The organism is Gaetbulibacter sp. S0825, from assembly GCF_011777505.1.
Taxonomy (GTDB): domain Bacteria; phylum Bacteroidota; class Bacteroidia; order Flavobacteriales; family Flavobacteriaceae; genus Pontimicrobium.
The window spans coordinates 384,957-410,048 of record NZ_JAATJT010000003.1 but is presented as its reverse complement, the minus strand read 5'-3'; the positions used below and the strand labels follow the sequence as shown (position 1 = coordinate 410,048).

The following is a 25,092-nucleotide window of genomic DNA, read 5'->3' as shown; positions in this document are numbered from 1 at the left end:
TTCAGTACATAGTTTAACTGCGTACTGAAGACTGAAAACTGAAGACTTAAAAGAACATGGCAAGAAAACAAGATAAGAATACAGTACAGAGGTTTAGTAAAATCTCAATTGGTTTAGCATCTCCAGAGTCTATTTTGGCTGCATCTCGAGGAGAAGTTTTAAAACCTGAAACCATTAACTATAGAACACATAAACCAGAACGTGATGGTTTATTTTGTGAGCGTATTTTTGGTCCTGTAAAGGATTACGAATGTGCTTGTGGTAAATACAAACGTATACGTTACAAAGGCATTGTTTGTGACCGTTGTGGTGTAGAAGTAACAGAAAAGAAAGTACGTCGTGATCGTGTAGGGCACATTAACCTTGTTGTACCTGTAGCACACATTTGGTATTTCCGTTCTTTACCTAACAAAATAGGTTATTTACTTGGATTACCATCTAAGAAATTAGACATGATTATCTATTATGAGCGTTATGTAGTAATCCAACCAGGTAATGCTAAAAATGCCGAAGGAGAACCTGTTCAAAAAATGGATTTCTTAACAGAAGAAGAATATTTAAATATTCTTGAAACACTTCCACAAGAAAACCAATATTTAGATGATACAGACCCAGAGAAGTTTATTGCTAAAATGGGAGCTGAATGTTTAATTGAATTGTTATCAAGAATTAAACTTGATGAACTATCATTTGAACTTCGTCATAAAGCAAATACTGAAACGTCTAAGCAACGTAAAACAGAAGCTTTAAAACGTCTTCAAGTTGTTGAAGCATTTAGAGAGGCTAATTTGAATCGTGAAAATCATCCTTCATGGATGATTATGAAAGCGGTTCCAGTAATTCCACCAGAATTAAGACCATTAGTACCACTTGATGGTGGTCGTTTTGCTACGTCTGATTTAAATGATTTATATCGTCGTGTAATTATTCGTAACAACCGTCTTAAGAGACTTGTTGAGATAAAAGCACCAGAAGTTATTTTACGTAACGAAAAACGTATGTTACAAGAATCTGTAGATTCATTATTTGATAACACACGTAAGTCATCAGCAGTTAAAACCGATTCTAACAGACCTTTAAAATCTCTTTCAGATTCATTAAAAGGTAAGCAAGGTCGTTTCCGTCAAAACTTACTTGGTAAACGTGTTGATTATTCTGCGCGTTCGGTAATTGTTGTTGGACCAGAATTAAAATTATTCGAATGTGGATTGCCAAAAAATATGGCAGCCGAGTTATACAAACCTTTTGTAATTAGAAAACTAATTGAAAGAGGAATTGTTAAAACGGTAAAATCTGCAAAGAAAATTATAGATAAAAAAGAGCCTGTAGTTTGGGATATCTTAGAGAATGTTTTAAAAGGGCATCCAGTTCTTTTAAATCGTGCTCCTACGTTACACAGACTTGGTATTCAAGCATTTCAACCTAAGCTTATCGAAGGTAAGGCAATCCAGTTACACCCATTAGTGTGTACTGCATTTAACGCCGATTTTGATGGTGACCAGATGGCAGTACATTTACCATTAGGACCAGAAGCTATTTTGGAAGCACAACTATTAATGTTAGCTTCTCATAATATTTTGAATCCTGCAAATGGTTCGCCAGTAACAGTACCTTCTCAAGATATGGTACTTGGTTTATATTATATGACTAAGTTACGTAAGTCGACAAAAGACGTGAAAGTTGTTGGAGAAGGATTAACATTTTATTCCCCAGAAGAAGTTGTTATAGCTTATAATGAAAAAAGAGCAGATCTTAATGCGTCTATTAAAGTTAGAACTAAAGATTTTAACGATGCTGGAGAATTAGTAAACCAAATTGTTGAAACAACTGTTGGACGTGTTTTATTTAATGATAAAGTTCCTGAAGTTGCTGGATACATTAATGAGGTATTAACTAAAAAATCGTTAAGAGATATTATTGGTAATATTCTTAAGGTAACTAGTGTTCCTGAAACGGCTGCATTCCTTGATGAAATTAAAACTTTAGGTTATAAGTTTGCATTCCAAGGTGGTTTATCATTTAGTTTAGGTGATATTATTATCCCGCCAGAAAAGCATACTATGATAGACTCTGCAAATAAGCAGGTGGATGGAATTAGAGCTAACTATAACATGGGACTTATAACAAACAACGAACGTTATAACCAGGTTATTGATATCTGGACTTCTACTAATGCAGAATTGACAGAATTGTCAATGAAGCGTATTAGAGAAGACCAACAAGGATTTAACTCGGTGTTTATGATGCTTGATTCTGGAGCTCGTGGATCTAAAGAACAGATTCGTCAGCTTACAGGTATGCGTGGATTGATGGCAAAACCTAAAAAGTCTAACGCAGGTGGAGGAGAAATTATTGAAAATCCAATTCTTTCTAACTTTAAAGAAGGACTTTCAATTTTAGAATATTTTATTTCTACTCACGGTGCTCGTAAAGGACTTGCCGATACAGCACTTAAAACTGCTGATGCAGGTTATTTAACTCGTCGTTTGGTTGATGTTTCGCAAGATGTAATTGTTAATGAAGAAGATTGTGGTACATTAAGAGGTATTAATGTAGAACCATTAAAGAAAAACGAAGAAGTTGTTGAAAGTTTAGAAGATAGAATAGTTGGTCGTACATCGTTATACGATGTTTATGATCCATTAACCGATGAACTTTTAGTTGAAGCCGGAGGTCATATTTATGACCACATTGCTAAGAAAATAGAAAATTCACCAGTTGATGCAGTAGAAGTACGTTCGCCATTAACTTGTGAAGCTAAAAAGGGAATCTGTACAAAATGCTACGGTCGAAACCTTGCTACTGGTAAAATGGTGCAACGTGGTGAAGCTGTAGGTGTTGTTGCAGCTCAATCTATTGGAGAACCTGGAACACAGTTGACACTTCGTACATTCCACGTAGGTGGTATTGCTGGAAACATTTCAGAAGAGAACAAGTTATTTGTAAAATTTGATGGTAAGGCAGAGATTGAAGATCTAAAAACTGTTAAAGGAGAAGATGGAGAAGGAAATATTGTAGATATTGTAATTTCAAGAACATCAGAGATTAAACTTATTGATGAGAAGACAGGAATTACTTTAAGTACTAATAACATTCCTTATGGTTCTTCCATTTTTGTTAAAAATGGTCAGAAACTAAAAGCTAATGATGTGGTATGCCAATGGGATCCATATAACGGTGTAATTATTTCGGAATTTGCTGGAAAAGTAAGATATGAAAATATTGAGCAAGGTGTTACATATCAAGTGGAAATTGATGAACAAACAGGCTTCCAAGAAAAAGTAATATCTGAATCTAGAAATAAAAAACTTATTCCAACACTTCATATTGAAGATTCTAAGGGAGAAACAATACGTTCGTACAACTTACCAGTTGGAGCGCATTTAATGATTGATGATGGAGATAAGATTAATATTGGAAAAATCTTAGTTAAGATTCCTCGTAAATCTGCAAAAGCTGGTGATATTACTGGTGGTTTACCTCGTGTAACCGAATTATTCGAAGCACGTAACCCATCAAACCCAGCAGTTGTAAGTGCTATAGATGGTGTGGTTTCTTTTGGTAAAATTAAAAGAGGTAACCGTGAGATTATAGTTGAGTCTAAGCTAGGAGATATTAAAAAATACTTAGTGAAATTATCTAATCAAATTCTTGTACAAGAAAACGATTTTGTTAAGGCTGGTATGCCATTATCTGATGGATCGATTACTCCTAACGATATCTTAAATATTAAAGGCCCATCTGCAGTTCAACAATACTTAGTAAATGAAGTACAAGAAGTATATCGTTTGCAAGGTGTGAAAATTAATGACAAGCACTTCGAAGTTGTTGTAAGACAAATGATGCGTAAGGTTAGGATCCAGGATTCAGGAGATACTATTTTCTTAGAAGATCAATTAGTTCATAAATCAGATTTTATTACTGAAAATGATGAAATCTTTGGAAAGAAAGTGGTTGAAGATTCTGGAGATTCTGAAAACTTAAAAGCTGGACAAATTATTACGTCTAGAGAGTTAAGAGATGAAAATTCATTGTTACGTCGTGAAGATAAAAACCTAGTTGTAGCTCGTGATGCAAATCCAGCAACAGCAACACCAATTCTTCAAGGAATTACAAGAGCATCACTTCAAACAAAATCATTTATATCGGCAGCATCGTTCCAGGAAACGACTAAAGTTTTAAATGAAGCAGCAGTAGCTGGTAAAGTGGATTCGCTTGAAGGACTTAAAGAAAACGTGATTGTTGGACATAAAATTCCTGCAGGAACTGGACTTAGGCATTACGAAAACATTATCGTAGGTTCTAAAGAAGAGTTTGACGAAATGATGCAAGCTAAGCAAGAAATGAATTATAACTAAACATAAAATTCCCGCAAGAGCGGGAATTTTTTTTAATATTAATATTATGGCAGAAAATAAAAACAACCCAAAGCAAGGTCAAATTAATATAGAATTGGATGAAAAAATTGCAGAAGGAACTTACTCAAACTTAGCAATAATTAATCATTCGGTATCTGAGTTTGTGTTAGATTTTGTTAGCATTATGCCTGGGACTCCAAAGAGCAAAGTGAAATCGAGAATTATTTTAACACCACAACACGCTAAACGTTTAGTAAAAGCTTTAGGCGATAATGTGCATCGTTTTGAAAAAGCACATGGTGAAATAAAGGATTACGAGAAAACGCCAATGCCGTTAAACTTTGGACCGACAGGACAAGCATAATAGGTGTAATTGTAATCTATAAGTGTAATTGGATATTAGGAGATTTCTCGAAATATTTAAAGCGAGAAAACGCCAATGCCATTAAACTTTGGACTGACTGGAAAAGCATAAAAAAAGCCCTTTGTAAATACAAAGGGCTTTTTTTATGCTTTACTAGCTTACTTTTCTTTTCATATTATTTAATGAATATTGTAATGCACCAGAAGGGCACTTATTTATTTGTTCAATAATTCGTTTGGATTTTGTTCCGTCTAAATTAATCCATGGTATCACAGAGGTCCTAAAAACTTGAGATAGTTCTTTAGCACACTTTTCAGCGTGAATGCATTTACAAGGTTCGAAGGTTACTGTAATGTCTTCATTACTGAAGATGTTGTCTTGAGTTTCCATAAGTAGTTCACGTTTGGGGTTATGAATCTATTTTAAATGTATAAACACTAAATGCTAAGTATTTTAAATCATCGTTGAAATGTACGATAATTACGATTAAAAACAAATATATGTTGATTTTTTAGACGAATAACATTTTAGCTATATCAGAATAATTTGATAACTCACTGATTATTAGTTGTATTCAGAAGTTAAATGGAATTTTATACTTGGATATTTCTGTTGCGTCATTTGCAATGAGAACATAGAATCTGCTAGAAATACGAGTTGATTTTGTTTGTCTTTCGCTAAAAAACGTTGTTTTACACGTAAAAACTCTTTAAATTCCTCATTATTTTTATCTGTTGGTTCTACCCAACAAGCTTTATGTACATTCAAGTTTTCGTAGGTACACTTAGCTCCATATTCGTGTTCAAGTCTATATTGTATCACTTCATATTGTAGTGCGCCAACTGTTCCAATTACTTTTCGTCCATTTAAATCAAGTGTAAATAATTGCGCAACGCCTTCGTCCATCAATTGGTCAATACCTTTATAAAGTTGTTTAGATTTCATAGGGTCTGCATTATTAATATACCTAAAATGTTCTGGAGAAAAACTTGGCACCCCTTTATAATTTAAAACCTCCCCCTCGGTAAGTGTATCTCCAATTTTAAATGTTCCAGTGTCCTGTAACCCAACAATATCTCCTGGATATGATATATCCACAATTTCCTTTTTCTCTGCAAAAAAAGCATTAGGACTTGAGAATTTCACCTTTTTATTATGTCTCACATGCAAATAAGGCTTGTTTCTTTCAAAAGTTCCAGATACTATTTTAATAAATGCTAAACGATTTCTATGGTTAGGATCCATATTGGCATGAATCTTAAATACAAAACCAGTAAATTTTTCCTCTTCGGGTTTTACTAATCGTTCTTCACTTTGTTTAGGTCTTGGTTTAGGCGCTATTTCTACAAAGCAATCTAATAACTCACGAACACCAAAGTTGTTTAAAGCTGATCCAAAAAACACTGGTTGCAAATTACCATTTAGATATTCTGTTTTATCAAATTGAGGATAAATGCCTTCAACTAATTCTATTTCATCTCTTAAAGTTTGAGCTGTATTTTCACCTACTAATTTTGTAAGCTCTTCTGATGCTAGATCAGAAATTTCTATGGTTTCTTCGATATTTTTCCTGCTATCACCACTAAATAAGTTGACATTCTTTTCCCATAGATTGTAGATACCTTTAAAATCATAGCCCATTCCAATTGGAAAACTCATTGGTGTAACGGTTAATCCTAATTTTTGCTCTACTTCATCTAATAAATCAAAAGCATCTTTACCTTCACGATCTAGTTTGTTTATAAACACAATCATTGGAATATTACGCATTCTACAAACTTCAACAAGTTTTTCGGTTTGTTCCTCCACACCTTTCGCAACATCAATAACAACAATTACGCTATCAACAGCAGTAAGGGTTCTAAAGGTGTCTTCGGCAAAATCTTTATGACCTGGAGTATCAAGAATATTAATTTTTATGCCATTGTATTCAAAAGCCAAAACCGAGGTTGCTACCGAAATTCCACGCTGACGCTCAATTTCCATAAAATCACTCGTCGCACCTTTCTTAATTTTATTACTTTTTACTGCTCCTGCTTCTTGTATCGCACCACCAAAAAGTAATAACTTTTCTGTTAAGGTGGTTTTACCAGCATCTGGATGTGAAATAATACCAAAGGTTCGTCTGCGCTCTATTTCTTTTAAAAAACTCATTTTGTTTGTTGCAATTGGGATGCAAATATAGGATTATTAGACCTAATAAATATAATTGATGCCATTCGTTTTTAAATCTATGTCTGGGTTGCTGTTATTATAAAATATCTTGGTATTTTTACATTATGAGAGAGGAACAAGTCATTCTAGTAAACAAAAACGACGAGCAAATAGGTTTAATGCCTAAAATGGAAGCTCATGAAAAAGCAGTACTGCATCGTGCATTTTCAGTATTTATTTTTAATGATAAAAATGAATTAATGCTGCAACAACGTGCTTTAAGTAAATATCATTCACCTGGACTTTGGACCAATACGTGTTGTAGCCATCAACGTGATGGTGAAAGTAATATAGAAGCAGGTAAACGACGTTTACATGAAGAAATGGGATTTGTAACTGAGTTAAAAGAAACGACGTCATTTATTTATAAAGCTCCTTTTGATAATGGATTGACTGAACATGAACTAGACCATATCATGGTAGGTCTTTACAATGAAGAACCAAGCATAAATCCTGATGAAGTTGAATCTTGGAAATGGATGGATATAGAAGATGTAAAAGTTGATATGGCTTTACATCCAGAAAAGTACACTGCTTGGTTTAAAATTATTTTTGATAAATTCTACAAACATATAAATTTAGTTGATAATGAAGGTAACGGTTAGTAGAAAAGCACATTTTAATGCTGCACATAGATTGTATAGAAAAGATTGGAGTCATGAAAAAAATGGCGCAGTTTTCGGGAAATGTAATAATCCAAATTTTCATGGTCATAACTATGAACTAATTGTGAGTGTTACTGGAGATATTGACCAAGAAACAGGTTATGTCATTGATATGAAGGGGTTAAAAGATATCATTAAAGAAGAAGTTGAAGATGCTTTCGACCATAAAAATCTAAACATTGAAGTTCCAGAGTTTAAAGACTTAAATCCAACAGCGGAAAATATTGTAGTGATTATTTACAATAAAATAAAGCCTAAACTCAAGGCATCCTTTGATTTGGAAATTACACTCTACGAAACACCTCGTAATTTCGTAACCTATTCAGGAAACTAATTCATGAAAAATCACTTATATCCACTTAAGTTTCACCCAATTTTAAAAGAAAAGATTTGGGGAGGAACAAAACTCAAAACCTTTCTCAATAAAGAAAGTGATGCTAAAAATATTGGAGAAAGCTGGGAAATTAGCGATGTTGATGGAGATGCATCTGTGGTAAGTAATGGTGAATTAAAAGGTGCAACTCTCAAACAATTACTATCAGCATATCAAGAAGAACTTATTGGTAAAAAGAATTTTGACGCATTTGGAGAAAAATTCCCATTGTTAATAAAATTTATTGATGCTAAAGAAGATTTATCTATTCAACTTCACCCAAATGATAAGTTGGCGGCAAAGCGTCATAATTCTTTTGGTAAGACCGAGATGTGGTATGTAATGCATGCTGATGATGACGCTAATTTAATTGTGGGGTTCAATAAAAAAATAACACCAGAGGTTTATTTAAAACACTTAGAAGGTAAAACGCTTACCAAAATTTTGAATTTTGAACACGTAAAGGAAGGCGATACCTATTTTATAGAAGTTGGACGTGTACATGCAATTGGAGCAGGAGTGATGCTGGCTGAAATACAACAAACAAGTGATATTACCTATCGTGTGTATGATTGGGATAGAACAGATGATGAAGGGAATGAAAGAGAATTGCACAACGATTTAGCAATTGATGCTATCGATTTTGATATGGATGATGATTTTAAAGTGCCATATTCAACGCAAAAAAATCAATCAAACAAAATGGTTTCTTGCCCTTATTTCACAACAAATTTTTTACATCTTACACAAACTATCAAAAAGGAGAATTATCATGATTCCTTTATGATATATATGTGTGTTGATGGCGAGATAAACATAAATATTGAAGGTTTTTCTGATACAATTAAGAAAGGAGAAACGATGTTACTTCCTGCAGTTTTAAAACATTTTGAAATTGAAGCAAACAATGCAAAACTTTTAGAGGTTTATGTATAAAATTCCGTAATTTTGCTAAAATTAATTTTACTATAAAATGGCAAACATTAGAAATTTAAAGAAGGATATAAACTACGTTCTTGGAGATATTATTGAAGCAGTATATTTTTGGGAATATGAAAATACAGATAAAGACACCAAAAAAAGTGAGGCAATAATTGATGAAGCTATCGAAACTTTTGACGAGCTAATCGCAAAAGTTAATGATAAGAGTGTAGAAGATAAAAAAGCTCACTTTAAAAGTATCAATCAAGAGCTTGAATCTAAAGGACGAGCTTTAATTGAAAAAATAAACAAACTAAAATAAAAAAAAGGCGCTTAAGGCGCCTTTTTTTTATTGATTATCTTCCTCTTTTCTTTGTTTTATAAACTTGTCTAGTTCAACACCATATTTAGAGCTTGCTATATGCTTAGGCAATGATTTATAAATTGTATCTAAATAAGTGATATTGGTATCATAAATTTCAGACAAAGCAATATAAGGTGCCACTTCACTATCTTTATTATTAATAGCAAAGTTTATTGCAAAGCGATATTTACTTTTCAATAAATTATTAGCTTCTTTAGTTTTAGCATTGGCTTCGGCTGTATCTCCACTTACTTGGGCTTCTAATTGAGCTTTAATAATATCTAAATTCTTATTGTTAAATTGAGTTATCATGTTTTTAAACTCAGTATATTTCTCTTGTTGAGAAGCCCCTTTAATAGTGTGCTTATACGGGAAGTCTTTTAACGTAGCATTGATTTCGGTAATACCTTTATCAGCAAAAAAAGCAATTCTTGAATCTTCTGAACTATTTTTATCTAACATTAGTAATAGTACTTCAGGTTCTTCAAGATCACTTTGTAAAGTAAAAGCTCCTTCACCATTAATAACTATTGAATCTAAAGCTACTAAAGAAGAATCTTTTAGCTGCTGAAGGTAAACGGTTCCTTTTTTTAAACCTTTAATTGTTCCAGTAACCGTTAAATCGGCTTCTTTTTTACCGCAAGAGATAATAGTAAATATTACTAATAGAAATATGAGCTTTTTCATGTACAAAAATTTATGTCGGTAAATATCTTATATTAATTTATTATATGCTAACTCGCTGCTGCTATTTTCATTAATTCGGCACAAAACATGGCACCATAAGTTCCAACCACGTAACCAAAAACTGCCAATAAAACACCTACAGTAGCTAATGACGGATGGAATGCTGCAGCTACAACTGGTGCAGAAGCAGCTCCTCCAATATTTGCTTTACTACCAACAGCTAAAAAGAAATATGGTGCTCTAATTATTTTAGCAATTAAAAACATTAATGCTACATGTATTATCATCCATATTAAACCAACGACTATCAATCCTGGGTTATCCGCAATTTTAGTAAGGTCCATTTTCATTCCTATACTAGCAACTAAAATCCAAATAAACACACTACCAAGCTTACTGGCTCCAGCTCCCTCGTATTGTTTAAATCTTGTAAAAGATAGCGCGATTCCTAAAATAGTTGCAATAGATATCATCCAAAAGAATTGTGAGCCAAATGAAGACATCGCAGAAGTTGTATCACTAACAGCATCAAAATTAGATTTTAAAAAATTTGATATCCCTGAAGCACCAAAATGTGATATTCCAACGACAGTAAAAGCAATTCCTAAAATAACCATATAATCTGCTAAACTTGGATTTCTTGATATTCCAGCAGCATAATTTGATACTTTTTCTTTAAGGACTTCAATAGCGCTCGTATCTGCCTTTAACCACTTATCAATTTTTTCAGATTTACCAATTCCAAGTATTAATATAGCCATCCAAATATTGGCAACAACTATATCTACTATAACCATGCCTGCATAATTTTCGGTATTATAGCCATAAATTTCTAACATTGCTGCTTGATTTGCTCCACCACCAATCCAGCTTCCAGCTAATGTTGATAAACCTCTCCATACTGCATCTGGGCCAGCGCCACCAACTGTTTCAGGCGACACTATTGAAACCAATAATACAGCTATTGGACCTCCGATAATAATACCAACGGTTCCTGTTAAAAACATGATAAGTGCTTTTGGGCCAAGGTTGTAAATGGCCTTTAAATCGATACTTAATGTCATTAAAACTAAAGCCGCAGGCAGTAAATATCTACTTGAAATATAATATACTTGCGATGAGCCTTCTATGACCTCTCCAGATTCTGTTATTTTTGTCCATTCTGGAGCAATAATGCCTAACGTTGTTAAAACACCTGGAAGCATATATGCCATTAAAAGTGCAGGGATGTACTTATAGAATTTTTGCCAATATGGTTTTATACTTGTAGATGTATAAAAAACAAATCCTAACATAAGCATCAATAGACCAAATACAATTGTGTCATCAGTAAATAAAGGTGAAGTATCTTTCATTTATAATTAGTTTAAATATGTCGTAAAATAAGAAAATAAAATGTTCTTTACGGTTTGTGTTAAATAAAAAAGCACCATTTTTTAATTTTAAAATGATGCTTTTTAGAGTTGGTTTTAAAATAATTATATATTAATCCAGTAGGTTAATTTTACATTGAAAGATCTCACTCGAGGCGCAAAAATGTTGTCTGTAAAATAGTTGTCGTTATACACAACAAATAAATCGGATAATGGTGCAAAACGCCATTGTAACCTTGTGTTTATGCTAAAATTATCTCTTTGACTACTATATTGAACAAAGGTTGCCCAAAATATATTTTTATTAAAAGTAACGTCAAACTTTGGGCCTATTAACCAAATAGAGGCATCTGGATAAGGATTTGGCAGATTAATTTTATCATAATTTATTTGTACTGAAGCAGAAAAATAAGGTTGTAATCGCCATGACATCATTCCGCCTAGAGAATATTTTTTACCATTATAAAATTGGCCAATTGACGGACTTATATTATATGAAAATTGTTTTCTTTGATCTGACCTATAGTTGGCTTCAAAACTTGTATAATGATAACCTTCGTTTCCAGGAAGAGGAGTGCCACCATCTGTTCTAGTAGGGTCAAAATCATCGTAAAGATGTGTGAACCTGTTATTCATTTGAAGCTCTATATTTGATGTGTTTTTTAATTCTGCATTCCAACTGGTTATTATGGTATGATCAGATTTTTCGAAATCTAATTCAGGTCTCCATAAATAAAAAGGCATAACCGAAATACTGTGTTTTTGAATGGCTCCTGTTTTTGGCCAAAACACACGTTCAATTCTTGGGCTTATTTTAAACACATCTGTTCTTCTAATAAAACCTAAATCTGACCTGAAATTTTCTCCAACGAAAACAGCACCAAAACGAAAATTCCAGTTTCTGCTATTATATTCTGTTGTTGCACCAGAAGAAACATCTTTTCCACTTGTGTCTGGCGAGAATGATTTATGGAAAAAGTACTTGCCTATCCATGAATTATCTTCTGATGCTAATCGGTAATCTACTCCAAAAACGCGGTTGTATTTGTCTTCATTGGCTAAAAAATCGTAATCCTTAGTCGCTTGTTTATTGATAAACATGAAACTGATATTGGAACGATTAAAAAGCTTATGTTGAGCAGTGATAACTGCATTGTTTGTAGCTGGAATTTCATTAGCTAAATCTTCGGCTGTTTGCATATTTAAAATACCAAGACGAAGATTGTTGCTTATTTTTCCACTTAGTCTAACGCCCGCAATAATATCGTTCTCAATACTATTATCATCTGTATCTCTAGCAATACCTATACGTCTAGAAAAGAAAGGATTGGCATCTCTATCATTACCAAAATCGGCAAATAAATCGCTATTTTCTATAAAAAACTGGCGTCTTTCTGGAAGTGATACTTCAAATCTTGTTAAGTTGGTGACTTGTTGGTCGACTTCAACTTGAGAAAAATCTGGGTTAACGGTGAGATCCAAATTCATACTATTGCCAATAGTCATTTTTGCATCACCACCATATTTAAAATCTTCAGTTGTTGTTCCGTTTTCGTAATCTTTCCCAACCAAACCATTCACATAAGGAATAATAGAAATGGGTGTTTTTGAGTTTCCTAGAGGTTTTTCAAAAACCATATCTCCCATATATGCTAAGCTGAAAATAGGTTGGTTTTGCGGTATTTGTATCCAAGTATTACGTTCGTTAGCTTGTGTATCAAAATGATAGCTGTTAAAACGCCATTTAGTTTCGCCTTCTCGATATTTAAATGCCGAAAAAGGGATAATCCACTCAACCGTGTAATAGTTTTCATGCACTATTGTTTCACTACGCCATTTAGTGTCCCATGCAGTATTAAAACCTCGTAACTCATTACCGCCTCCAGATAACAATATTTCGCGTTGTACTCCAGCTGGATTTGTACCAAATATAAAGGCATTTGTACCATCGTTAAAAGTATCAAACATCAAAGTTATATTGTCGCTGCCTCCAGCTCTAAAATCACGACGTAATGATGGAATCACAAAATTATTTGAAGGTGCATTGACTTTCATTCCAATATATAAATTGGTATCGTCAAAGAGCATTTTTATATCTGCTTGTTGCGTTGCTTGTAGAGAATCGGTTGGGAAATATTGCCAAAAATTTGTTGCAGAATCTGCTTCATTCCAAACGGATTCATTTAAGTTTCCATCTAGAATAATAGGCGTATTTATATATTTAACAACAAATGATTTGTTTTGACTAAACCCAATTGAAATTGAGAATAACGTAAGTAGCAGTAATGTGTTTTTCAATGTAAAGCTTGGTTGGTTAGTATAAAATTAGAAGAATAATTACTAATCTTACTACTATTGAAAAACTTTAAGATTGTTTTAAGACTTTTTTGGTTCTCTCTTGGCGTCTTTAAGACTTTGCATAAGCATCCATTCTATTTGACCATTGGTACTTCTAAACTCATCAGAAGCCCATTTTTCAATAGCTTTTAACATATCTTCATTCACTCGCAATGCGAAAGCTTTTTTCTTCGCCATGTTAATTTATTTATTCATTTTTCTCATATATACAAATATTATAATTGGTAGAATAATGCTAACACCAATAACTACAGGCACAAACCAAGTACCAAGATTGAATTGTTTGCCAAAAGCAGATTCCACTATCATATAGGTTATATATGTCATTAGCAGTACACAAAGAAAGTTTACTACTCTTACTATGCGAGTGCTAAATTTGTAATTCTTTAAAGCATTCTCCTCGGTAATGTTTACCATATAGTTATGCATATGTGGGTATTTATTCAATATAAATAAACCAATATACATAACTGTTGCAATAATTGGGATAACCCAAACAGTTTGCTTGCTTCCATAGCCATCTGGTTCTCCAGCTCCATTAAAATGAGTTGCTATGGTGTCTGGAAGCTCCATATAATTAACAATGCAATAAACCCACATTAAAATAAGTAGTGTTATTGAGATAAATTCAATAATAATATCTACCGTTTCAAAAGGTACTTTTATACGAGGTCTTTTGTTATTCATTATCTATTTTTGTCACGTTCAAATACAATAAAATAGGCGCTTTGTGCAATATGTGATACTACCCAGCCTTCTCGTGCGTGTTGATTTAAAGTGTCCTCTAATCTTTGATTTCTTTCTTTAAACCCTAATTTAGGTGCTACAACTTTATATTCTTTCATAAACTATTATTACCTTGTTTAAAATAAAATACAGCTATTAATATACCAATTATTAGGCCTAACATAGACCCGAACACAATTCCTAATGCAATATTATTAAGTACCACTCCAAAAGTTGTGCCTATGCTTGAGCCTAATGCGCTACCTATTGCTATGCTATATGTTTGGTTTTTATTCATTTTAATGATTTAAAGTGCCTGTATTTAAAACTGGTGATGCATCTTTATCACCACAAAGAATAACCATTAAATTACTAACCATGGCTGCTTTGCGTTCTTCATCTAACTCAACAATTTGTTTTTTACCCAATTCTTCAAGAGCCATTTCTACCATACTCACTGCGCCTTCAACAATTTTATGTCGTGCAGCCACAATAGCGGTTGCTTGTTGGCGTTTTAGCATAGCATTTGCAATTTCTTGTGCATAGGCTAGGTAACCTATACGAGCTTCAAGAACTTCAATACCAGCAATTGAGAGGCGTTCGTCTATTTCTTTTTCGAGAGCTTCACTTACTTCATTGACGCTAGAGCGCAACGTAATATCTTCTTTATGGCCTTCGTCAGCAAAATTATCATAAGGATACATACTTGCTAGTTTACGAACAGCAGCATCTGTTTGTACACGAACAAAGTTTTCAAAATTATCCACATCAAAAGCTGCTTTGTAAGTGTTTTGCACTCTCCATACTAATATGGTGCTTATCATTACGGGATTACCAAGTTTGTCGTTTACTTTAAGACGCTCGCTATCAAAGTTGCTCGCTCTTAATGATATTTTCTTTTTTGTATAGAATGGATTTACCCAATAAAAACCATTCTTCTTTACAGTTCCAACATATTTTCCAAAAAGTAATAATACTCTCGAATTATTTGGTTGTACCATAATAAACCCTGGCGCTATAAATATAGCCGCCAAAATAGCAAAAGCGAACCATGGTCTATGTGTGGTAATTATTGACACAATACCTCCAATAAACAACAATAGGAATACAAATAACATTAGGTAACCGTTAGCTGGGACAATAATTTTCTCTTCTTTCATGATATTTAAAATTAAATGATATTAAAATGATATCATAAAGATATGTAAATAAATTTATTCTTCAAAATATTTTCGAATATTTATTTTTTGGCATGATGATTGAATAAGTATAATTGTTACTGCATAAGAGTTTTTAAAAGTGTGGTTACTTTATAAAACGTAGTAACAATTTTTGGTTGGTTAGTAGAAAAGCCTCGATCTATCTAGAACGAGGCTTTTTCATTTTTATAATCGACAAAAGGGTTTTGTTATTAGTGTATTTCATCGATAAATTAGCTATTTTAAACGATAAATGTTAAAATTAAGTGCATTTCATCGAATAAAAAGCGTTGTTTAGCGATGTTTTGAATATTAATTTTACATTTGGTGTGTACTAAAATTTAGTTTTTAGTTCAATGGATTAATTAATTAATATTTGCGTTATGTAATAGAATTAGAGACCCTAAATCTATCACCGTAATAAAAAGCAAATAAGAAAGCCGAGGTTGAGGGACCTCGGCTTTTATTTTATATTATTGCTTAACTTAGTGGCACTAATAATATGAAATGAAAAAACTACTAATTATTTTCTTGATAAGTTGTACTTGGACATGTACTTCGCAAAATAGACTACCTAAAGGTTTTGATTATGTACGCGACATCATTCCAGATATTCAATTAGAGCTACGTTATTTTGGAAATGATAATTTTATCGGTAAACCTATTGATGGCTATAAAAAGAATGTAGCTATTATGTCCACCGAAGCTATAACTGCTTTAAAAAATGTGCAAGACGAGTTAAAGTCATACAATTTATCTGTTAAAATATTCGACGGTTATAGACCGCAAACTGCTGTAAATCATTTTGTCCGTTGGGCAAAACAATTAAATGATACGGTTAATAAGCAAAAGTTTTACCCAAAAGTAAAAAAAGAACATCTTTTTGAAGAAGGGTATATATCTTCTAAATCTGGTCATACTCGTGGAAGCACAATAGATATGACGTTGGTTGATATTAACACAGGTGAAGAATTAGATATGGGAAGTCCTTGGGACTTTTTTGGACCTGAATCTTGGGTTGCAAACTTAGAGCTGACTGCTCAGCAAAGAGCTAATAGAATGTTATTGCAAACCATTATGCGTAAACATGGCTTTAAGTATTATACTAAGGAGTGGTGGCATTTCACGTTGAAAAATGAACCTTTTCCAGATACATATTTTGATTTTCCTGTAAACTAAATGTCTATAGTTCCTTGAAGATATTTTACTGCTGTACCTCTTATAAATACACGATTACCAGCAAGTTTGCAAAATAGTTCCCCTTTACGTTCTGAAATTTGAAGTGCATGTAATTCATTTTTTCCTAATAAATCTGCCCAAAAAGGAACTAATGTGCAATGCGCGGAACCAGTAACAGGGTCTTCAAAAACAGAAGCTCCAGGCGTAAAAAACCTTGATACAAAATCTGAAGCATTACCCTTTGCTGTTACAATAATACCACCAGGACTTAAATCAATCTGCTCTAAAACGGAAGCACCTACTTTTAAATTTTGAATATCATTTTCAGTATCATAAACCAACACATAATCCCTAGCTTTATAAACCTCAATAGGTTGTACACTTAGTGATTTTAATATAATTTCTGGTAGTTCGGCTTTACTTGGTGGGCGAGAAGGAAAATTCATCTCTAAAAAACTTTCATTTTTAGACACTATCAATTCGCCACTCATTGTTTGAAAAACTACCGAATCGAAATTATAATCCAAACAATTTAGAATCACGAAGGCAGAAGCTAATGTTGCATGACCACAAAGGTCAATTTCAATTTCAGGTGTAAACCAACGCAAATGGAATACGTTATCGTGTTTATGAATAAAATAGGCTGTTTCTGCAAGATTATTTTCTTTAGCAATATTTAATAATGTTGCATCTGGGAACCATTGTTTTAAAGGACATACAGCTGCTGGATTTCCTCCAAACAACTGGTCTGTAAAAGCATCTATTTGAAATATGTCTATGGTCATTAGTTTTCTTTATATCCTGGGCCTCTAACTACTTTTCCTGGTAATGCTCCTGTATGTTCGCCATCTTTTAAAACTTGTTCTCCATTTACAAATACATGTACCATTCCAGTTGATAATTGATGAGGTTCGGCAAATGTTGAATGGTCTTGAATTGTTGAAGGGTCAAATATTGCTAAATCAGCAAAATAGCCTTCAGTTAGACTTCCTCTATTTTTAATTTTTAAATTAGTGGCTGACAGCTTAGTTAGCTTATAGATAGCTTCTTCTAGCGGAATTACTTTCTCATCTCTTACATATTTACCTAACACTCTTGAGAAATTACCATAGGCTCTAGGGTGTGGATTTGAGTTTAAAAACAACCCTTCTGGAGCTATGGAAGCTGCGTCACTCCCAAAGCTCATATACGACAACGCGATTTGTTTTTTTACGTTGTCTTCACTCATCAAGAAATAAACGGTTCCAACACGACTGCCATCTGCAATCACTAAGTCCATGGCTGTTTCTTCAGGGTTTTTCCCATGGATTTTGGCAACTTCAGTTAATGTTTTCCCTGTATAATGCCTTAAGCTGTCGTTACTAAAACCCACTAATAATATGTTATCTGGTGTTCCAGCGGCATACATTAAGTTTTCCCATTCATCCGTTGGTTTGGTCATTTCTTTATAAACACGTTTTCTAATCTCTGGGTCTTTTAAGCGTTCAGCCCATTTAGTATAACCTCCTTCTTGAACCCATGGTGGCATTGAAGCATCTAAACCTGTTGCTCCAGCTGTATAAGTGTACATGTCTGTAGTAATATGCAAACCTGCTGCTCTAGCTGAATCAATTTTTTTAGCGACAGCGTCAAATTTATTCCAGTTATCTTTTCCTGCCATTTTAAGATGGTAAATTTCTGCTCTTATATCTGCTTCGTCAGCAATTCGTATAAGCTCGTCCATGCTTTCTAATAAGCGATTGCCTTCACTGCGCATGTGCGAAATATACATACCATCATATTCCGAAGCGACTTTACAAAGTTCAATCAATTCTTCAGTTGAAGAATAAAACGCTGGTGCATAAATTAATGACGACCCAACACCAAGTGCGCCATCTTCCATGGCTTCTCTCACCATGTTTTTCATAGATGCCATTTCTTCATCTGTAGGTGGTCTATCTTCATAACCTATATGATTTACACGAACTGTAGTCGCGCCAATAAAGGATGCAACGTTTGGCGAAACACCTCGTTTTACTAGTGATTGTAAATATTCGTCTAAAGTTGTCCAATCGATGTCGAATTTTAATTCGCCTTGATTTTCTTGCCATTGTTTCTTTCTGTCTTCTGTAAGTGGTCCCATGGACGACCCTTCACCAAAGACTTCTAAAGTAACACCTTGACGAATATCGCTTTGCGATTTACCATCTGCAATCAACGATTCGGTTGCCCAAGAGAGCATGTTTATAAATCCGGGAGCAACCACTAACCCTGTAGCGTCAATTTCTATACTTCCTGTGACATTTTTAAGTTCTCCAACTGCAGCAATGGTATCTGCATTAATGCCAATACTACCAATATAGGTTGTATTGCCTGAGCCATCTGCAATCGTACCATTTTTTATTAAAACATCGTAATTAGTAGGAGAGGAGCAACTGCTAATTATTATTAGCAATAGAAGGAATTTAATAGATTTCATAATTGGTTGGTTGTTGAAAAATTAAAGTTACAAAAAAACCGCTTCGATAATTTCGAAGCGGTTTTAATTTTTTGATTGATTAGGTAGTATTTTATTCGTCTAATGCTTTTTTAGTTTGCGTATATCCTATAAATAAGCCAACTCCAGCCATAAAGAATATAAGTGCAGGGAATACTTCGTAATCTAAGCTAGTGTAGGTTACTAATAAATGTGCAATGAATACACCTAGCCCAATTCCCATTGATAAAAATGCTAGGTTAATTATAATCACTTTCCAAGATGAGCCTGCTCGTTTACCAACATTAAATATACTTGCATCTGCTCCTTTTTCGATTAATGCTAAACGTTCTTTGTTTCTTGATGAAATAAATAAATAAAATACCCCGAAAATCGATCCGAATATAATTGCCATTATTGCTACTTCCATAATTGTTTGTTTTTAATTGATTATTTTTAATGTGTTCATAGCTTATGACGACTGCTTTTGAATATTGGTTACAAAAAAATTAAAATTTATTTTTTTTCTTAAAAAAGTGTAACCAAATCCATACTTATATAGTCATAGTAACAATGACCACCAACGATCAAGTTTATATAGAGGCTATTTTAAAAGGCGACACGAATGCGTTTACAGTATTGGTAGATCGTTATAAGGACTTAGTATATACTTTGACATTGAGAATGATGAAGCATACAGAGGAAGCAGAAGAAGCAGCTCAAGACACTTTTATTAAGGCTTATAAATCACTTAATAAGTTTAAAGGTGACTCAAAGTTTTCAACTTGGGTCTATAGAGTCGCTTATAATACGTGCTTAGATAGACTAAAAAAAAATAAACGACAGCAATATACTGTTGAAATTAATGAATACACAGAGCATCAGGTTAAGACCTTGGATAATGCTCTTGATCAAATAGAGGCAAAAGAAAAAGAAGAAGCTATACAAGAATGTTTAGCATTATTGCCCAGCGAAGATAGTTTTTTATTAACTTTATATTACTTTGAAGAACTATCGTTAGAAGAAATAGGAAAAATTGTTAGCTTAAAACCTAACAATGTAAAAGTGAAGCTTTTTAGAAGTCGCAAAAAATTAGCGACCATATTAAAAAGGAAATTAGATAACGACATTATTGAAAGTTATGAAGGAACATACAGGGCAGCATTTAGATAATTTAGCAAAAAAGGCGATGACATCGTCTGGATTAAAAGCACCATCCATAGATTTTACAGCTAAAGTGATGAAAGAGATCGAATCAATTAGAATTGGTTCTTCAACAGTTTATAAACCACTAATAACAAAGTATGGTTGGTTTGGAATTATTGCCATATTGATAGGTGTTTCACTATATATGACTCTAGGAAATGTTGAAGGCTCTACGCTGCTAGATGCTGTAGATTATAGTGTTATTTCAAACAATAAGGTCACTAGTGTGCTTTCTGGAATTACCTTTTCGAAAACAGTAATGTATGCCATTGGTTTCTTTGGTTTGGTATTTTTTATACAAATACCACTAATGAAGCATATTATGACTAAGTGCTTAGAATACTAATCTTTAAAATACCAAAACGGAATGGTTGCTACATTCCAATACGTAGTATCTTGATCCTTAATAGCTTTTCGTCTAACTCTTAAAACATGTTTGCCTTCGCTTAAGTTTTTTGTTGGTACATAGCTTTCAAACCCTGGTTTGTTTTGAATGTTACTAGCAAAAATAAACTCGCTTGTGTAAACCATTGTGTCAATTTTTACATAGTAAATATCGTTAAAGGTTTTAATGTATTCTTTTCGTAAGCTATCACGTTTTTTAGAATCTATAATTGGCCCACCATTAAATGTAATATTCGACCCTAAACCACGTTGATCATCATTAGGTTTTAATCCTTTATTGTAAATATACATACGATTTTCAATGTTCTCATTAAACTGCACGAACACTTTTACATAATCATCTGTGATTACTTTGGATTGAATGGCTACATCATCAATAAAGCTTGTTTCAGTTAATAAATCTTCATAATTATTATTGTTTGCAATAATTTCTGAAGATGTTGAGTCTATACCAAAATAATTAGAGGTTTTGTATCTAATTGTTTGGGTTAAAGCTATTAAAATATAAAATGGAACAAGAGCAAGACTTAAACGTTTGCCAAATTTATTATCTAAAAAATTATAGACTAATGGTCTGTACAAAAATGATAAAGTGATAAAGCTAAATACCCAATAAATTGGAAAGTAAATTCTAGAAAGCCATTTTTTCTTCTTTAGAAACCCTAGGGTTAAAAAATCAATTAATGTAAAAAACATTCCAAAAACAACAAATAACATGAGTGTTATGCCAACTCCTTTTGATAACCAATCAGGTAAATCATCACTGTCTAATAAATAATTTGCAATTAAAGCAATTGTAACTATTGTGAAAGTGATAGCCAACACATAAAAAATAAGTAGAAATGTTATAGCAAAAATAACACTACAATAATTTTCTAAAGTAGCAATATATTTATCAAAAGAACCAACACGTTTTTTTAAGTACTTTGTAAATTTTGGACTATATTTTAAACTGTCATAATCAATATCTCCAGACACATAGCGTAAACCTAAAGCACCAATCCATAAACCACGTAGTAACACATGAAGTAATAGATTAAAAATTAAAATCTTGCATGAAGCCCAAAGTATAGAGTAGACAACAAACGCATAAATTTGTTGAGAGAGTTGAGCGTCCATTACTTCTATTTCAATAGTCGAAAGCGCTGAGTATAATCCAAAAATAGCAAAACCAGAAATTAGCAATTCCAATTGCCAACTTTCTTCTTGTAGTTTTTGAAGTAATTTTTTAAAAGCGGGATTGGTATAATCTTGACTCATCTACCTTATTATTTCTTTAAAGATAATGACTTTATAAAGAAAGTAAAAAGTTACTTTTAATTTATCTTATCTAAAAATGAAACCTTTTTATTTTTTGTTCGTTTTTAATTATGAATGCACTAACCAAAGTAAATGAAATCTAGCATAGAAACTCTTATAGCAGGAAGCATAAAAAAAGACGAAAAAAGTCAGATGCAACTCTATGATAATTATTGTAATGCTATGTATAATGTGGTTTGTAGATATGTAAAAAATGACGAAGATGCTAAAGATGTTATGCAAGAAGGTTTTTTAAAAGCTTTTTTGAATATTGAGAGCTATAAAGCGGAGTTTAGTTTTGGCTCCTGGTTAAAGCGCATTATTATAAATCAGAGTATTGATTATTTGAAGAAAAGAAAACTGGAATTAGTCAATGCAGAGGTTGAAGAATTGCAGATTATTGATGCAGAAGATTGGAATTTTAACGCAAGAATTACAAAAGATCAAATAATTGAAAATGTTGAGCAATTAAGCGACAAGTATAAAATTGTTGTGAAGCTCTATTTGTTTGAAGGCTATGACCATGAAGAAATCTCACAAATACTCGATATTCCAATTAAAACCTCGAGGACACATTTACGGCGAGGACGAATAAAATTACAAGATCTTTTAAAAAATAAACGATATGGAACAGGATATTAGAAAACTATTTAAAACCGAGATGGAGGCTGATAAAAAGCTGCCAGTTTCTCATAGAGATGAGTTTCAAAAAAAGCTAAAGGATTATAAACTTAAACGTAGTCAAAAAAATAGCATTCAAAGTGTATTTAAGTATGCAGCTGCAATTATATTATTTGTGGCGCTTGGTTATGTTTCATTAAACAAATTAACTCAGGAATCAATTATAAAAGAGTCTGCTTTAGAGCTTCAAATAAAAGAAGTTGAACAACAATATTTAGAAAATATTGAAAAAGAATGGCAAAGTTTTAAAGCATTAACAGACGATAAAAAATTAGTTGAACGCTACAAGAAAGAGCTTGATGATTTAAATAGAGATTATCAATTTATATCAGAACAATTTAAAGCAGATAGCAATAACATTTTAATTATTGAAAGTATAGTGAAAAATCTACAAACACGCTTACGGCTGTTAAAAGATATACAAGAGCACATTAAATTATTAAATCAAAAAAACGGATATTATGAAACTATTCAAATCTAAAATACTTGTATTGATGCTCATCACATCAATTACAACATTTGCTCAAAATGAGCTTATTTATTCTAAAATTTTTGATACTAATTCAAGCACAACGGCAATTTTTAATTTAGAAAACACAGCGGTTGCAATAGAAGAATCAATAGATGACAAAATTCATTTTGATTATAAAATTGAATTCAAAAATTATTCTAAAAAAGAGATTAAATCTTTTCTAGATAATATTAAAGTAGAAGCAACTATGTTTGAAAATAACATAACACTTGATGCGAAAAGTGCTACCAAAGTATCCCAGACATCTTATGCATTTGACACTCCTTTCGGATTGACTTTGGAATCAGATTTTTTTAAAACAGATTCCATGACCCAAAAAAGCATGCGAAAATCTAAAGATTCAATTATTAAGTTAATTAATGATGAATCTTTATCAAAAGTTATTCTAAAAAGTGTGAAATTTTTAGATAATGATAATAATGAAAAACCAATTGATTTTGATAAAGTAAAGATGTACAAAAGCCAATTTGTAATAAAACTGCCAAATTCTGTAAGTCTTAAAATTAATGCCAAAGAGAGTCAAATAACATTTCGCAATGATATGACTAATGAGTTGTCTATAGATTTAAATAAGGGCCTTTTTAAAGCAAAGAAACTCATTAATAATTACAACAAAATCAAAATAGTTAAAGCAAGTTTTAAATCAGAAAAAATAGTTGGTGGTAATTACGATTTTATCAATGTCAGTAATGGACTCATAGGAAGTATAAAAAATATTAAAATAAACTCAGAGTTATCTAAACTTGAAATTGGGGAAATTGAAAAAAATATTACTATCACCGATTTTAATAGCGAATATTGGTTCTATAATTGGTCTACAGATTTTGGTCGTTTTAATTTGTATTCAGAATATTCAAAAATTCATTATTTCTATCCAGAGTCAGACTATAGTCTTAAAGTAGTTGGTAACAATACTGTTAACTATTTAGGTGAAACAAAAATTACAATGCAGCCTACTAAAAATGGTAAAAAGTTCAAAATGATGGAGCGAAAACCCAGAAAAGAAGGAGTTTTTGCTGGAGCTATTAATTTTGATATCGTTCATGGGGTTATATATTCTTACGACGACCCCATTATATTAATAAATAAAGACAACTAAACACACATAACTATGAAACAATTATTTTTATTAGCTGCTGCTATAATTAGCTTCAGCAGCTTAACAGCGCAACAAACTTTAGAATTACAAACAGAATATGGTTCAGATAATAAAGATATGCATGAACTGCTTAGGTTTGAAGGTATAGAAATTATTGACCTGAATTTTTCAGGAGAACAATTAAAAGAAAAAGAGTATACCATTTTAATTAAGGAATTTACCAATGGGAGTTTATCTAAAACGGACACATTAATTAGTTCAAAACAAGATGATTACTTGCAGCCTATAGAAAAAGACAATTTTGGCTTTAAATTCTTTGTAAAAACACAATTGGACAATACTATAAAAATGACATCAATTTTTGATCGCTTTTCTACAAACAAGGAATATGCTATTAAATCAACTAAAGATAATTATGCATTACATGATTTTTTAAACGGTACTGAGCCCATGAAAATTGAAATAGGGAAGCCAACGTACATAATGGGATATTTTTTGCCTTATTTAGATAAAGAAACTGGCTGGAAAAAGTATTGTGAGGTGTCTGGAAGTAAGCATCATCCAGACGATTGGGGAGCAGTTTTCAACATACCAAATTACTTTCTTGTTGAGATTTTGTTTGAATAAAATTTCT

The 25,092-nt window shown here is 32.4% G+C and carries 26 protein-coding genes; 13 read left to right on the top strand and 13 right to left on the bottom strand.

What is annotated here, in order from left to right; all coding sequences use genetic code 11:
• Window positions 1–56 precede the first annotated feature (56 nt).
• Together rpoC and HB672_RS12970 are read left to right on the top strand one after the other, a co-directional pair.
• Window positions 57–4,358, top strand: a complete 4,302-nt coding sequence (rpoC, locus tag HB672_RS12975; RefSeq protein ID WP_167769952.1) for a DNA-directed RNA polymerase subunit beta' — start codon at window positions 57–59, stop codon at window positions 4,356–4,358.
• Window positions 4,359–4,404: 46 nt separating this feature from the next.
• Entirely contained in the window at window positions 4,405–4,722 is a 318-nt protein-coding gene (locus HB672_RS12970; RefSeq protein ID WP_167769951.1) for a DUF3467 domain-containing protein, read from the top strand.
• Between the two features lie 153 nt (window positions 4,723–4,875).
• Here the strand turns inward: HB672_RS12970 and HB672_RS12965 are convergent, their stop codons facing one another.
• Complete coding sequence (locus HB672_RS12965; protein ID WP_167769950.1) at window positions 4,876–5,112, bottom strand: (4Fe-4S)-binding protein; 237 nt, start codon at window positions 5,110–5,112, stop codon at window positions 4,876–4,878.
• A 174-nt stretch (window positions 5,113–5,286) separates the two neighbouring features.
• Window positions 5,287–6,876, bottom strand: coding sequence for a peptide chain release factor 3 (locus tag HB672_RS12960; RefSeq protein WP_167769949.1), 1,590 nt, complete (start codon window positions 6,874–6,876; stop codon window positions 5,287–5,289).
• Between the two features lie 125 nt (window positions 6,877–7,001).
• On the opposite strand from HB672_RS12960, the gene idi reads away from it, so the two are divergent.
• Genes idi through HB672_RS12940 form a run of 4 tightly spaced genes read left to right on the top strand, consistent with a single transcriptional unit; the run spans window position 7,002 to window position 9,217 of the window.
• Window positions 7,002–7,541, top strand: coding sequence for an isopentenyl-diphosphate Delta-isomerase (gene idi / locus HB672_RS12955; RefSeq protein WP_167769948.1), 540 nt, complete (start codon window positions 7,002–7,004; stop codon window positions 7,539–7,541).
• Entirely contained in the window at window positions 7,525–7,935 is a 411-nt protein-coding gene (locus tag HB672_RS12950) for a 6-carboxytetrahydropterin synthase (protein WP_167769947.1), read from the top strand. The genes idi and HB672_RS12950 overlap by 17 nt, the downstream gene beginning before the upstream one ends.
• A gap of 3 nt (window positions 7,936–7,938) precedes the next feature.
• Complete coding sequence (locus tag HB672_RS12945) at window positions 7,939–8,910, top strand: type I phosphomannose isomerase catalytic subunit (RefSeq protein ID WP_167769946.1); 972 nt, start codon at window positions 7,939–7,941, stop codon at window positions 8,908–8,910.
• A 37-nt stretch (window positions 8,911–8,947) separates the two neighbouring features.
• Window positions 8,948–9,217, top strand: coding sequence for a hypothetical protein (locus HB672_RS12940; RefSeq protein ID WP_167769945.1), 270 nt, complete (start codon window positions 8,948–8,950; stop codon window positions 9,215–9,217).
• A 27-nt stretch (window positions 9,218–9,244) separates the two neighbouring features.
• On the opposite strand, the gene HB672_RS12935 is transcribed toward HB672_RS12940, so the two are convergent.
• The 7 genes from HB672_RS12935 to HB672_RS12905 all read right to left on the bottom strand — a co-directional run bounded on the left by HB672_RS12935 (window position 9,245) and on the right by HB672_RS12905 (window position 15,563).
• Window positions 9,245–9,946 carry a DUF4369 domain-containing protein gene (locus HB672_RS12935; RefSeq protein ID WP_167769944.1) on the bottom strand — a complete coding sequence of 234 codons (702 nt, stop codon included), beginning with the start codon at window positions 9,944–9,946 and terminating at the stop codon, window positions 9,245–9,247.
• A 47-nt stretch (window positions 9,947–9,993) separates the two neighbouring features.
• A complete protein-coding gene (locus HB672_RS12930; RefSeq protein WP_167769943.1) occupies window positions 9,994–11,301 on the bottom strand; it encodes a DUF819 family protein in 1,308 nt (435 codons plus the stop codon).
• Window positions 11,302–11,424: 123 nt separating this feature from the next.
• The gene (locus HB672_RS12925; protein ID WP_167769942.1) at window positions 11,425–13,617 is read right to left on the bottom strand and encodes a DUF5916 domain-containing protein; all 2,193 of its coding nucleotides are present in this window, start codon (window positions 13,615–13,617) and stop codon (window positions 11,425–11,427) included.
• 78 nt (window positions 13,618–13,695) lie between these two features.
• A complete protein-coding gene (locus tag HB672_RS12920) occupies window positions 13,696–13,854 on the bottom strand; it encodes an Arc family DNA-binding protein (RefSeq protein WP_167769941.1) in 159 nt (52 codons plus the stop codon).
• 6 nt (window positions 13,855–13,860) lie between these two features.
• The gene (locus HB672_RS12915; RefSeq protein ID WP_167769940.1) at window positions 13,861–14,364 is read right to left on the bottom strand and encodes a DUF1648 domain-containing protein; all 504 of its coding nucleotides are present in this window, start codon (window positions 14,362–14,364) and stop codon (window positions 13,861–13,863) included.
• Complete coding sequence (locus HB672_RS12910; protein WP_167769939.1) at window positions 14,364–14,522, bottom strand: DUF4177 domain-containing protein; 159 nt, start codon at window positions 14,520–14,522, stop codon at window positions 14,364–14,366. Before HB672_RS12910 ends, HB672_RS12915 begins: the two co-directional genes overlap by 1 nt.
• A gap of 180 nt (window positions 14,523–14,702) precedes the next feature.
• A complete protein-coding gene (locus HB672_RS12905) occupies window positions 14,703–15,563 on the bottom strand; it encodes an SPFH domain-containing protein (RefSeq protein WP_167769938.1) in 861 nt (286 codons plus the stop codon).
• Window positions 15,564–16,109: 546 nt separating this feature from the next.
• Between HB672_RS12905 and HB672_RS12900 the strand changes: the two genes are divergently transcribed.
• Window positions 16,110–16,781, top strand: coding sequence for a M15 family metallopeptidase (locus HB672_RS12900; protein WP_167769937.1), 672 nt, complete (start codon window positions 16,110–16,112; stop codon window positions 16,779–16,781).
• Here HB672_RS12900 and HB672_RS12895 read toward each other — a convergent pair.
• From HB672_RS12895 to HB672_RS12885, 3 genes are all read right to left on the bottom strand, one after another.
• Complete coding sequence (locus HB672_RS12895) at window positions 16,778–17,566, bottom strand: PhzF family phenazine biosynthesis protein (protein ID WP_167769936.1); 789 nt, start codon at window positions 17,564–17,566, stop codon at window positions 16,778–16,780. The two genes, HB672_RS12900 and HB672_RS12895, sit on opposite strands and share 4 nt — an antisense overlap.
• Window positions 17,566–19,239 (bottom strand): D-aminoacylase, encoded by a 1,674-nt coding sequence (locus HB672_RS12890; protein WP_167769935.1) that lies wholly within the window; start codon window positions 19,237–19,239, stop codon window positions 17,566–17,568. The genes HB672_RS12895 and HB672_RS12890 overlap by 1 nt, the downstream gene beginning before the upstream one ends.
• A gap of 91 nt (window positions 19,240–19,330) precedes the next feature.
• The gene (locus HB672_RS12885) at window positions 19,331–19,666 is read right to left on the bottom strand and encodes a DUF6249 domain-containing protein (RefSeq protein ID WP_167769934.1); all 336 of its coding nucleotides are present in this window, start codon (window positions 19,664–19,666) and stop codon (window positions 19,331–19,333) included.
• Between the two features lie 143 nt (window positions 19,667–19,809).
• On the opposite strand from HB672_RS12885, the gene HB672_RS12880 reads away from it, so the two are divergent.
• Window positions 19,810–20,409 carry a sigma-70 family RNA polymerase sigma factor gene (locus HB672_RS12880; RefSeq protein ID WP_167769933.1) on the top strand — a complete coding sequence of 200 codons (600 nt, stop codon included), beginning with the start codon at window positions 19,810–19,812 and terminating at the stop codon, window positions 20,407–20,409.
• Complete coding sequence (locus HB672_RS12875; RefSeq protein ID WP_167769932.1) at window positions 20,378–20,788, top strand: hypothetical protein; 411 nt, start codon at window positions 20,378–20,380, stop codon at window positions 20,786–20,788. The genes HB672_RS12880 and HB672_RS12875 overlap by 32 nt, the downstream gene beginning before the upstream one ends.
• Here the strand turns inward: HB672_RS12875 and HB672_RS12870 are convergent.
• Complete coding sequence (locus HB672_RS12870) at window positions 20,785–22,107, bottom strand: hypothetical protein (RefSeq protein ID WP_167769931.1); 1,323 nt, start codon at window positions 22,105–22,107, stop codon at window positions 20,785–20,787. The two genes, HB672_RS12875 and HB672_RS12870, sit on opposite strands and share 4 nt — an antisense overlap.
• A gap of 132 nt (window positions 22,108–22,239) precedes the next feature.
• On the opposite strand from HB672_RS12870, the gene HB672_RS12865 reads away from it, so the two are divergent.
• Genes HB672_RS12865 through HB672_RS12850 form a run of 4 tightly spaced genes read left to right on the top strand, consistent with a single transcriptional unit; the run spans window position 22,240 to window position 25,085 of the window.
• Entirely contained in the window at window positions 22,240–22,788 is a 549-nt protein-coding gene (locus HB672_RS12865) for an RNA polymerase sigma factor (protein WP_167769930.1), read from the top strand.
• Complete coding sequence (locus HB672_RS12860) at window positions 22,772–23,308, top strand: hypothetical protein (protein ID WP_167769929.1); 537 nt, start codon at window positions 22,772–22,774, stop codon at window positions 23,306–23,308. The genes HB672_RS12865 and HB672_RS12860 overlap by 17 nt, the downstream gene beginning before the upstream one ends.
• Complete coding sequence (locus tag HB672_RS12855) at window positions 23,289–24,458, top strand: hypothetical protein (protein ID WP_167769928.1); 1,170 nt, start codon at window positions 23,289–23,291, stop codon at window positions 24,456–24,458. The genes HB672_RS12860 and HB672_RS12855 overlap by 20 nt, the downstream gene beginning before the upstream one ends.
• A 12-nt stretch (window positions 24,459–24,470) precedes the next feature.
• Complete coding sequence (locus HB672_RS12850; protein ID WP_167769927.1) at window positions 24,471–25,085, top strand: hypothetical protein; 615 nt, start codon at window positions 24,471–24,473, stop codon at window positions 25,083–25,085.
• The last annotated feature ends 7 nt before the right edge of the window (window positions 25,086–25,092 follow it).

What these genes read in the sequence shown, in the direction of transcription:
- rpoC (WP_167769952.1), top strand. Translation starts at nt 57, where the DNA reads ATGGCAAGAAAACAAGATAAGAATACAGTACAGAGGTTTAGTAAAATC.
- HB672_RS12970 (WP_167769951.1), top strand. Translation starts at nt 4,405, where the DNA reads ATGGCAGAAAATAAAAACAACCCAAAGCAAGGTCAAATTAATATAGAA.
- HB672_RS12965 (WP_167769950.1), bottom strand. Translation starts at nt 5,112, where the DNA reads ATGGAAACTCAAGACAACATCTTCAGTAATGAAGACATTACAGTAACC.
- HB672_RS12960 (WP_167769949.1), bottom strand. Translation starts at nt 6,876, where the DNA reads ATGAGTTTTTTAAAAGAAATAGAGCGCAGACGAACCTTTGGTATTATT.
- idi (WP_167769948.1), top strand. Translation starts at nt 7,002, where the DNA reads ATGAGAGAGGAACAAGTCATTCTAGTAAACAAAAACGACGAGCAAATA.
- HB672_RS12950 (WP_167769947.1), top strand. Translation starts at nt 7,525, where the DNA reads ATGAAGGTAACGGTTAGTAGAAAAGCACATTTTAATGCTGCACATAGA.
- HB672_RS12945 (WP_167769946.1), top strand. Translation starts at nt 7,939, where the DNA reads ATGAAAAATCACTTATATCCACTTAAGTTTCACCCAATTTTAAAAGAA.
- HB672_RS12940 (WP_167769945.1), top strand. Translation starts at nt 8,948, where the DNA reads ATGGCAAACATTAGAAATTTAAAGAAGGATATAAACTACGTTCTTGGA.
- HB672_RS12935 (WP_167769944.1), bottom strand. Translation starts at nt 9,946, where the DNA reads ATGAAAAAGCTCATATTTCTATTAGTAATATTTACTATTATCTCTTGC.
- HB672_RS12930 (WP_167769943.1), bottom strand. Translation starts at nt 11,301, where the DNA reads ATGAAAGATACTTCACCTTTATTTACTGATGACACAATTGTATTTGGT.
- HB672_RS12920 (WP_167769941.1), bottom strand. Translation starts at nt 13,854, where the DNA reads ATGGCGAAGAAAAAAGCTTTCGCATTGCGAGTGAATGAAGATATGTTA.
- HB672_RS12915 (WP_167769940.1), bottom strand. Translation starts at nt 14,364, where the DNA reads ATGAATAACAAAAGACCTCGTATAAAAGTACCTTTTGAAACGGTAGAT.
- HB672_RS12910 (WP_167769939.1), bottom strand. Translation starts at nt 14,522, where the DNA reads ATGAAAGAATATAAAGTTGTAGCACCTAAATTAGGGTTTAAAGAAAGA.
- HB672_RS12905 (WP_167769938.1), bottom strand. Translation starts at nt 15,563, where the DNA reads ATGAAAGAAGAGAAAATTATTGTCCCAGCTAACGGTTACCTAATGTTA.
- HB672_RS12900 (WP_167769937.1), top strand. Translation starts at nt 16,110, where the DNA reads ATGAAAAAACTACTAATTATTTTCTTGATAAGTTGTACTTGGACATGT.
- HB672_RS12895 (WP_167769936.1), bottom strand. Translation starts at nt 17,566, where the DNA reads ATGACCATAGACATATTTCAAATAGATGCTTTTACAGACCAGTTGTTT.
- HB672_RS12890 (WP_167769935.1), bottom strand. Translation starts at nt 19,239, where the DNA reads ATGAAATCTATTAAATTCCTTCTATTGCTAATAATAATTAGCAGTTGC.
- HB672_RS12885 (WP_167769934.1), bottom strand. Translation starts at nt 19,666, where the DNA reads ATGGAAGTAGCAATAATGGCAATTATATTCGGATCGATTTTCGGGGTA.
- HB672_RS12880 (WP_167769933.1), top strand. Translation starts at nt 19,810, where the DNA reads ATGACCACCAACGATCAAGTTTATATAGAGGCTATTTTAAAAGGCGAC.
- HB672_RS12875 (WP_167769932.1), top strand. Translation starts at nt 20,378, where the DNA reads ATGAAGGAACATACAGGGCAGCATTTAGATAATTTAGCAAAAAAGGCG.
- HB672_RS12870 (WP_167769931.1), bottom strand. Translation starts at nt 22,107, where the DNA reads ATGAGTCAAGATTATACCAATCCCGCTTTTAAAAAATTACTTCAAAAA.
- HB672_RS12865 (WP_167769930.1), top strand. Translation starts at nt 22,240, where the DNA reads ATGAAATCTAGCATAGAAACTCTTATAGCAGGAAGCATAAAAAAAGAC.
- HB672_RS12860 (WP_167769929.1), top strand. Translation starts at nt 22,772, where the DNA reads ATGGAACAGGATATTAGAAAACTATTTAAAACCGAGATGGAGGCTGAT.
- HB672_RS12855 (WP_167769928.1), top strand. Translation starts at nt 23,289, where the DNA reads ATGAAACTATTCAAATCTAAAATACTTGTATTGATGCTCATCACATCA.
- HB672_RS12850 (WP_167769927.1), top strand. Translation starts at nt 24,471, where the DNA reads ATGAAACAATTATTTTTATTAGCTGCTGCTATAATTAGCTTCAGCAGC.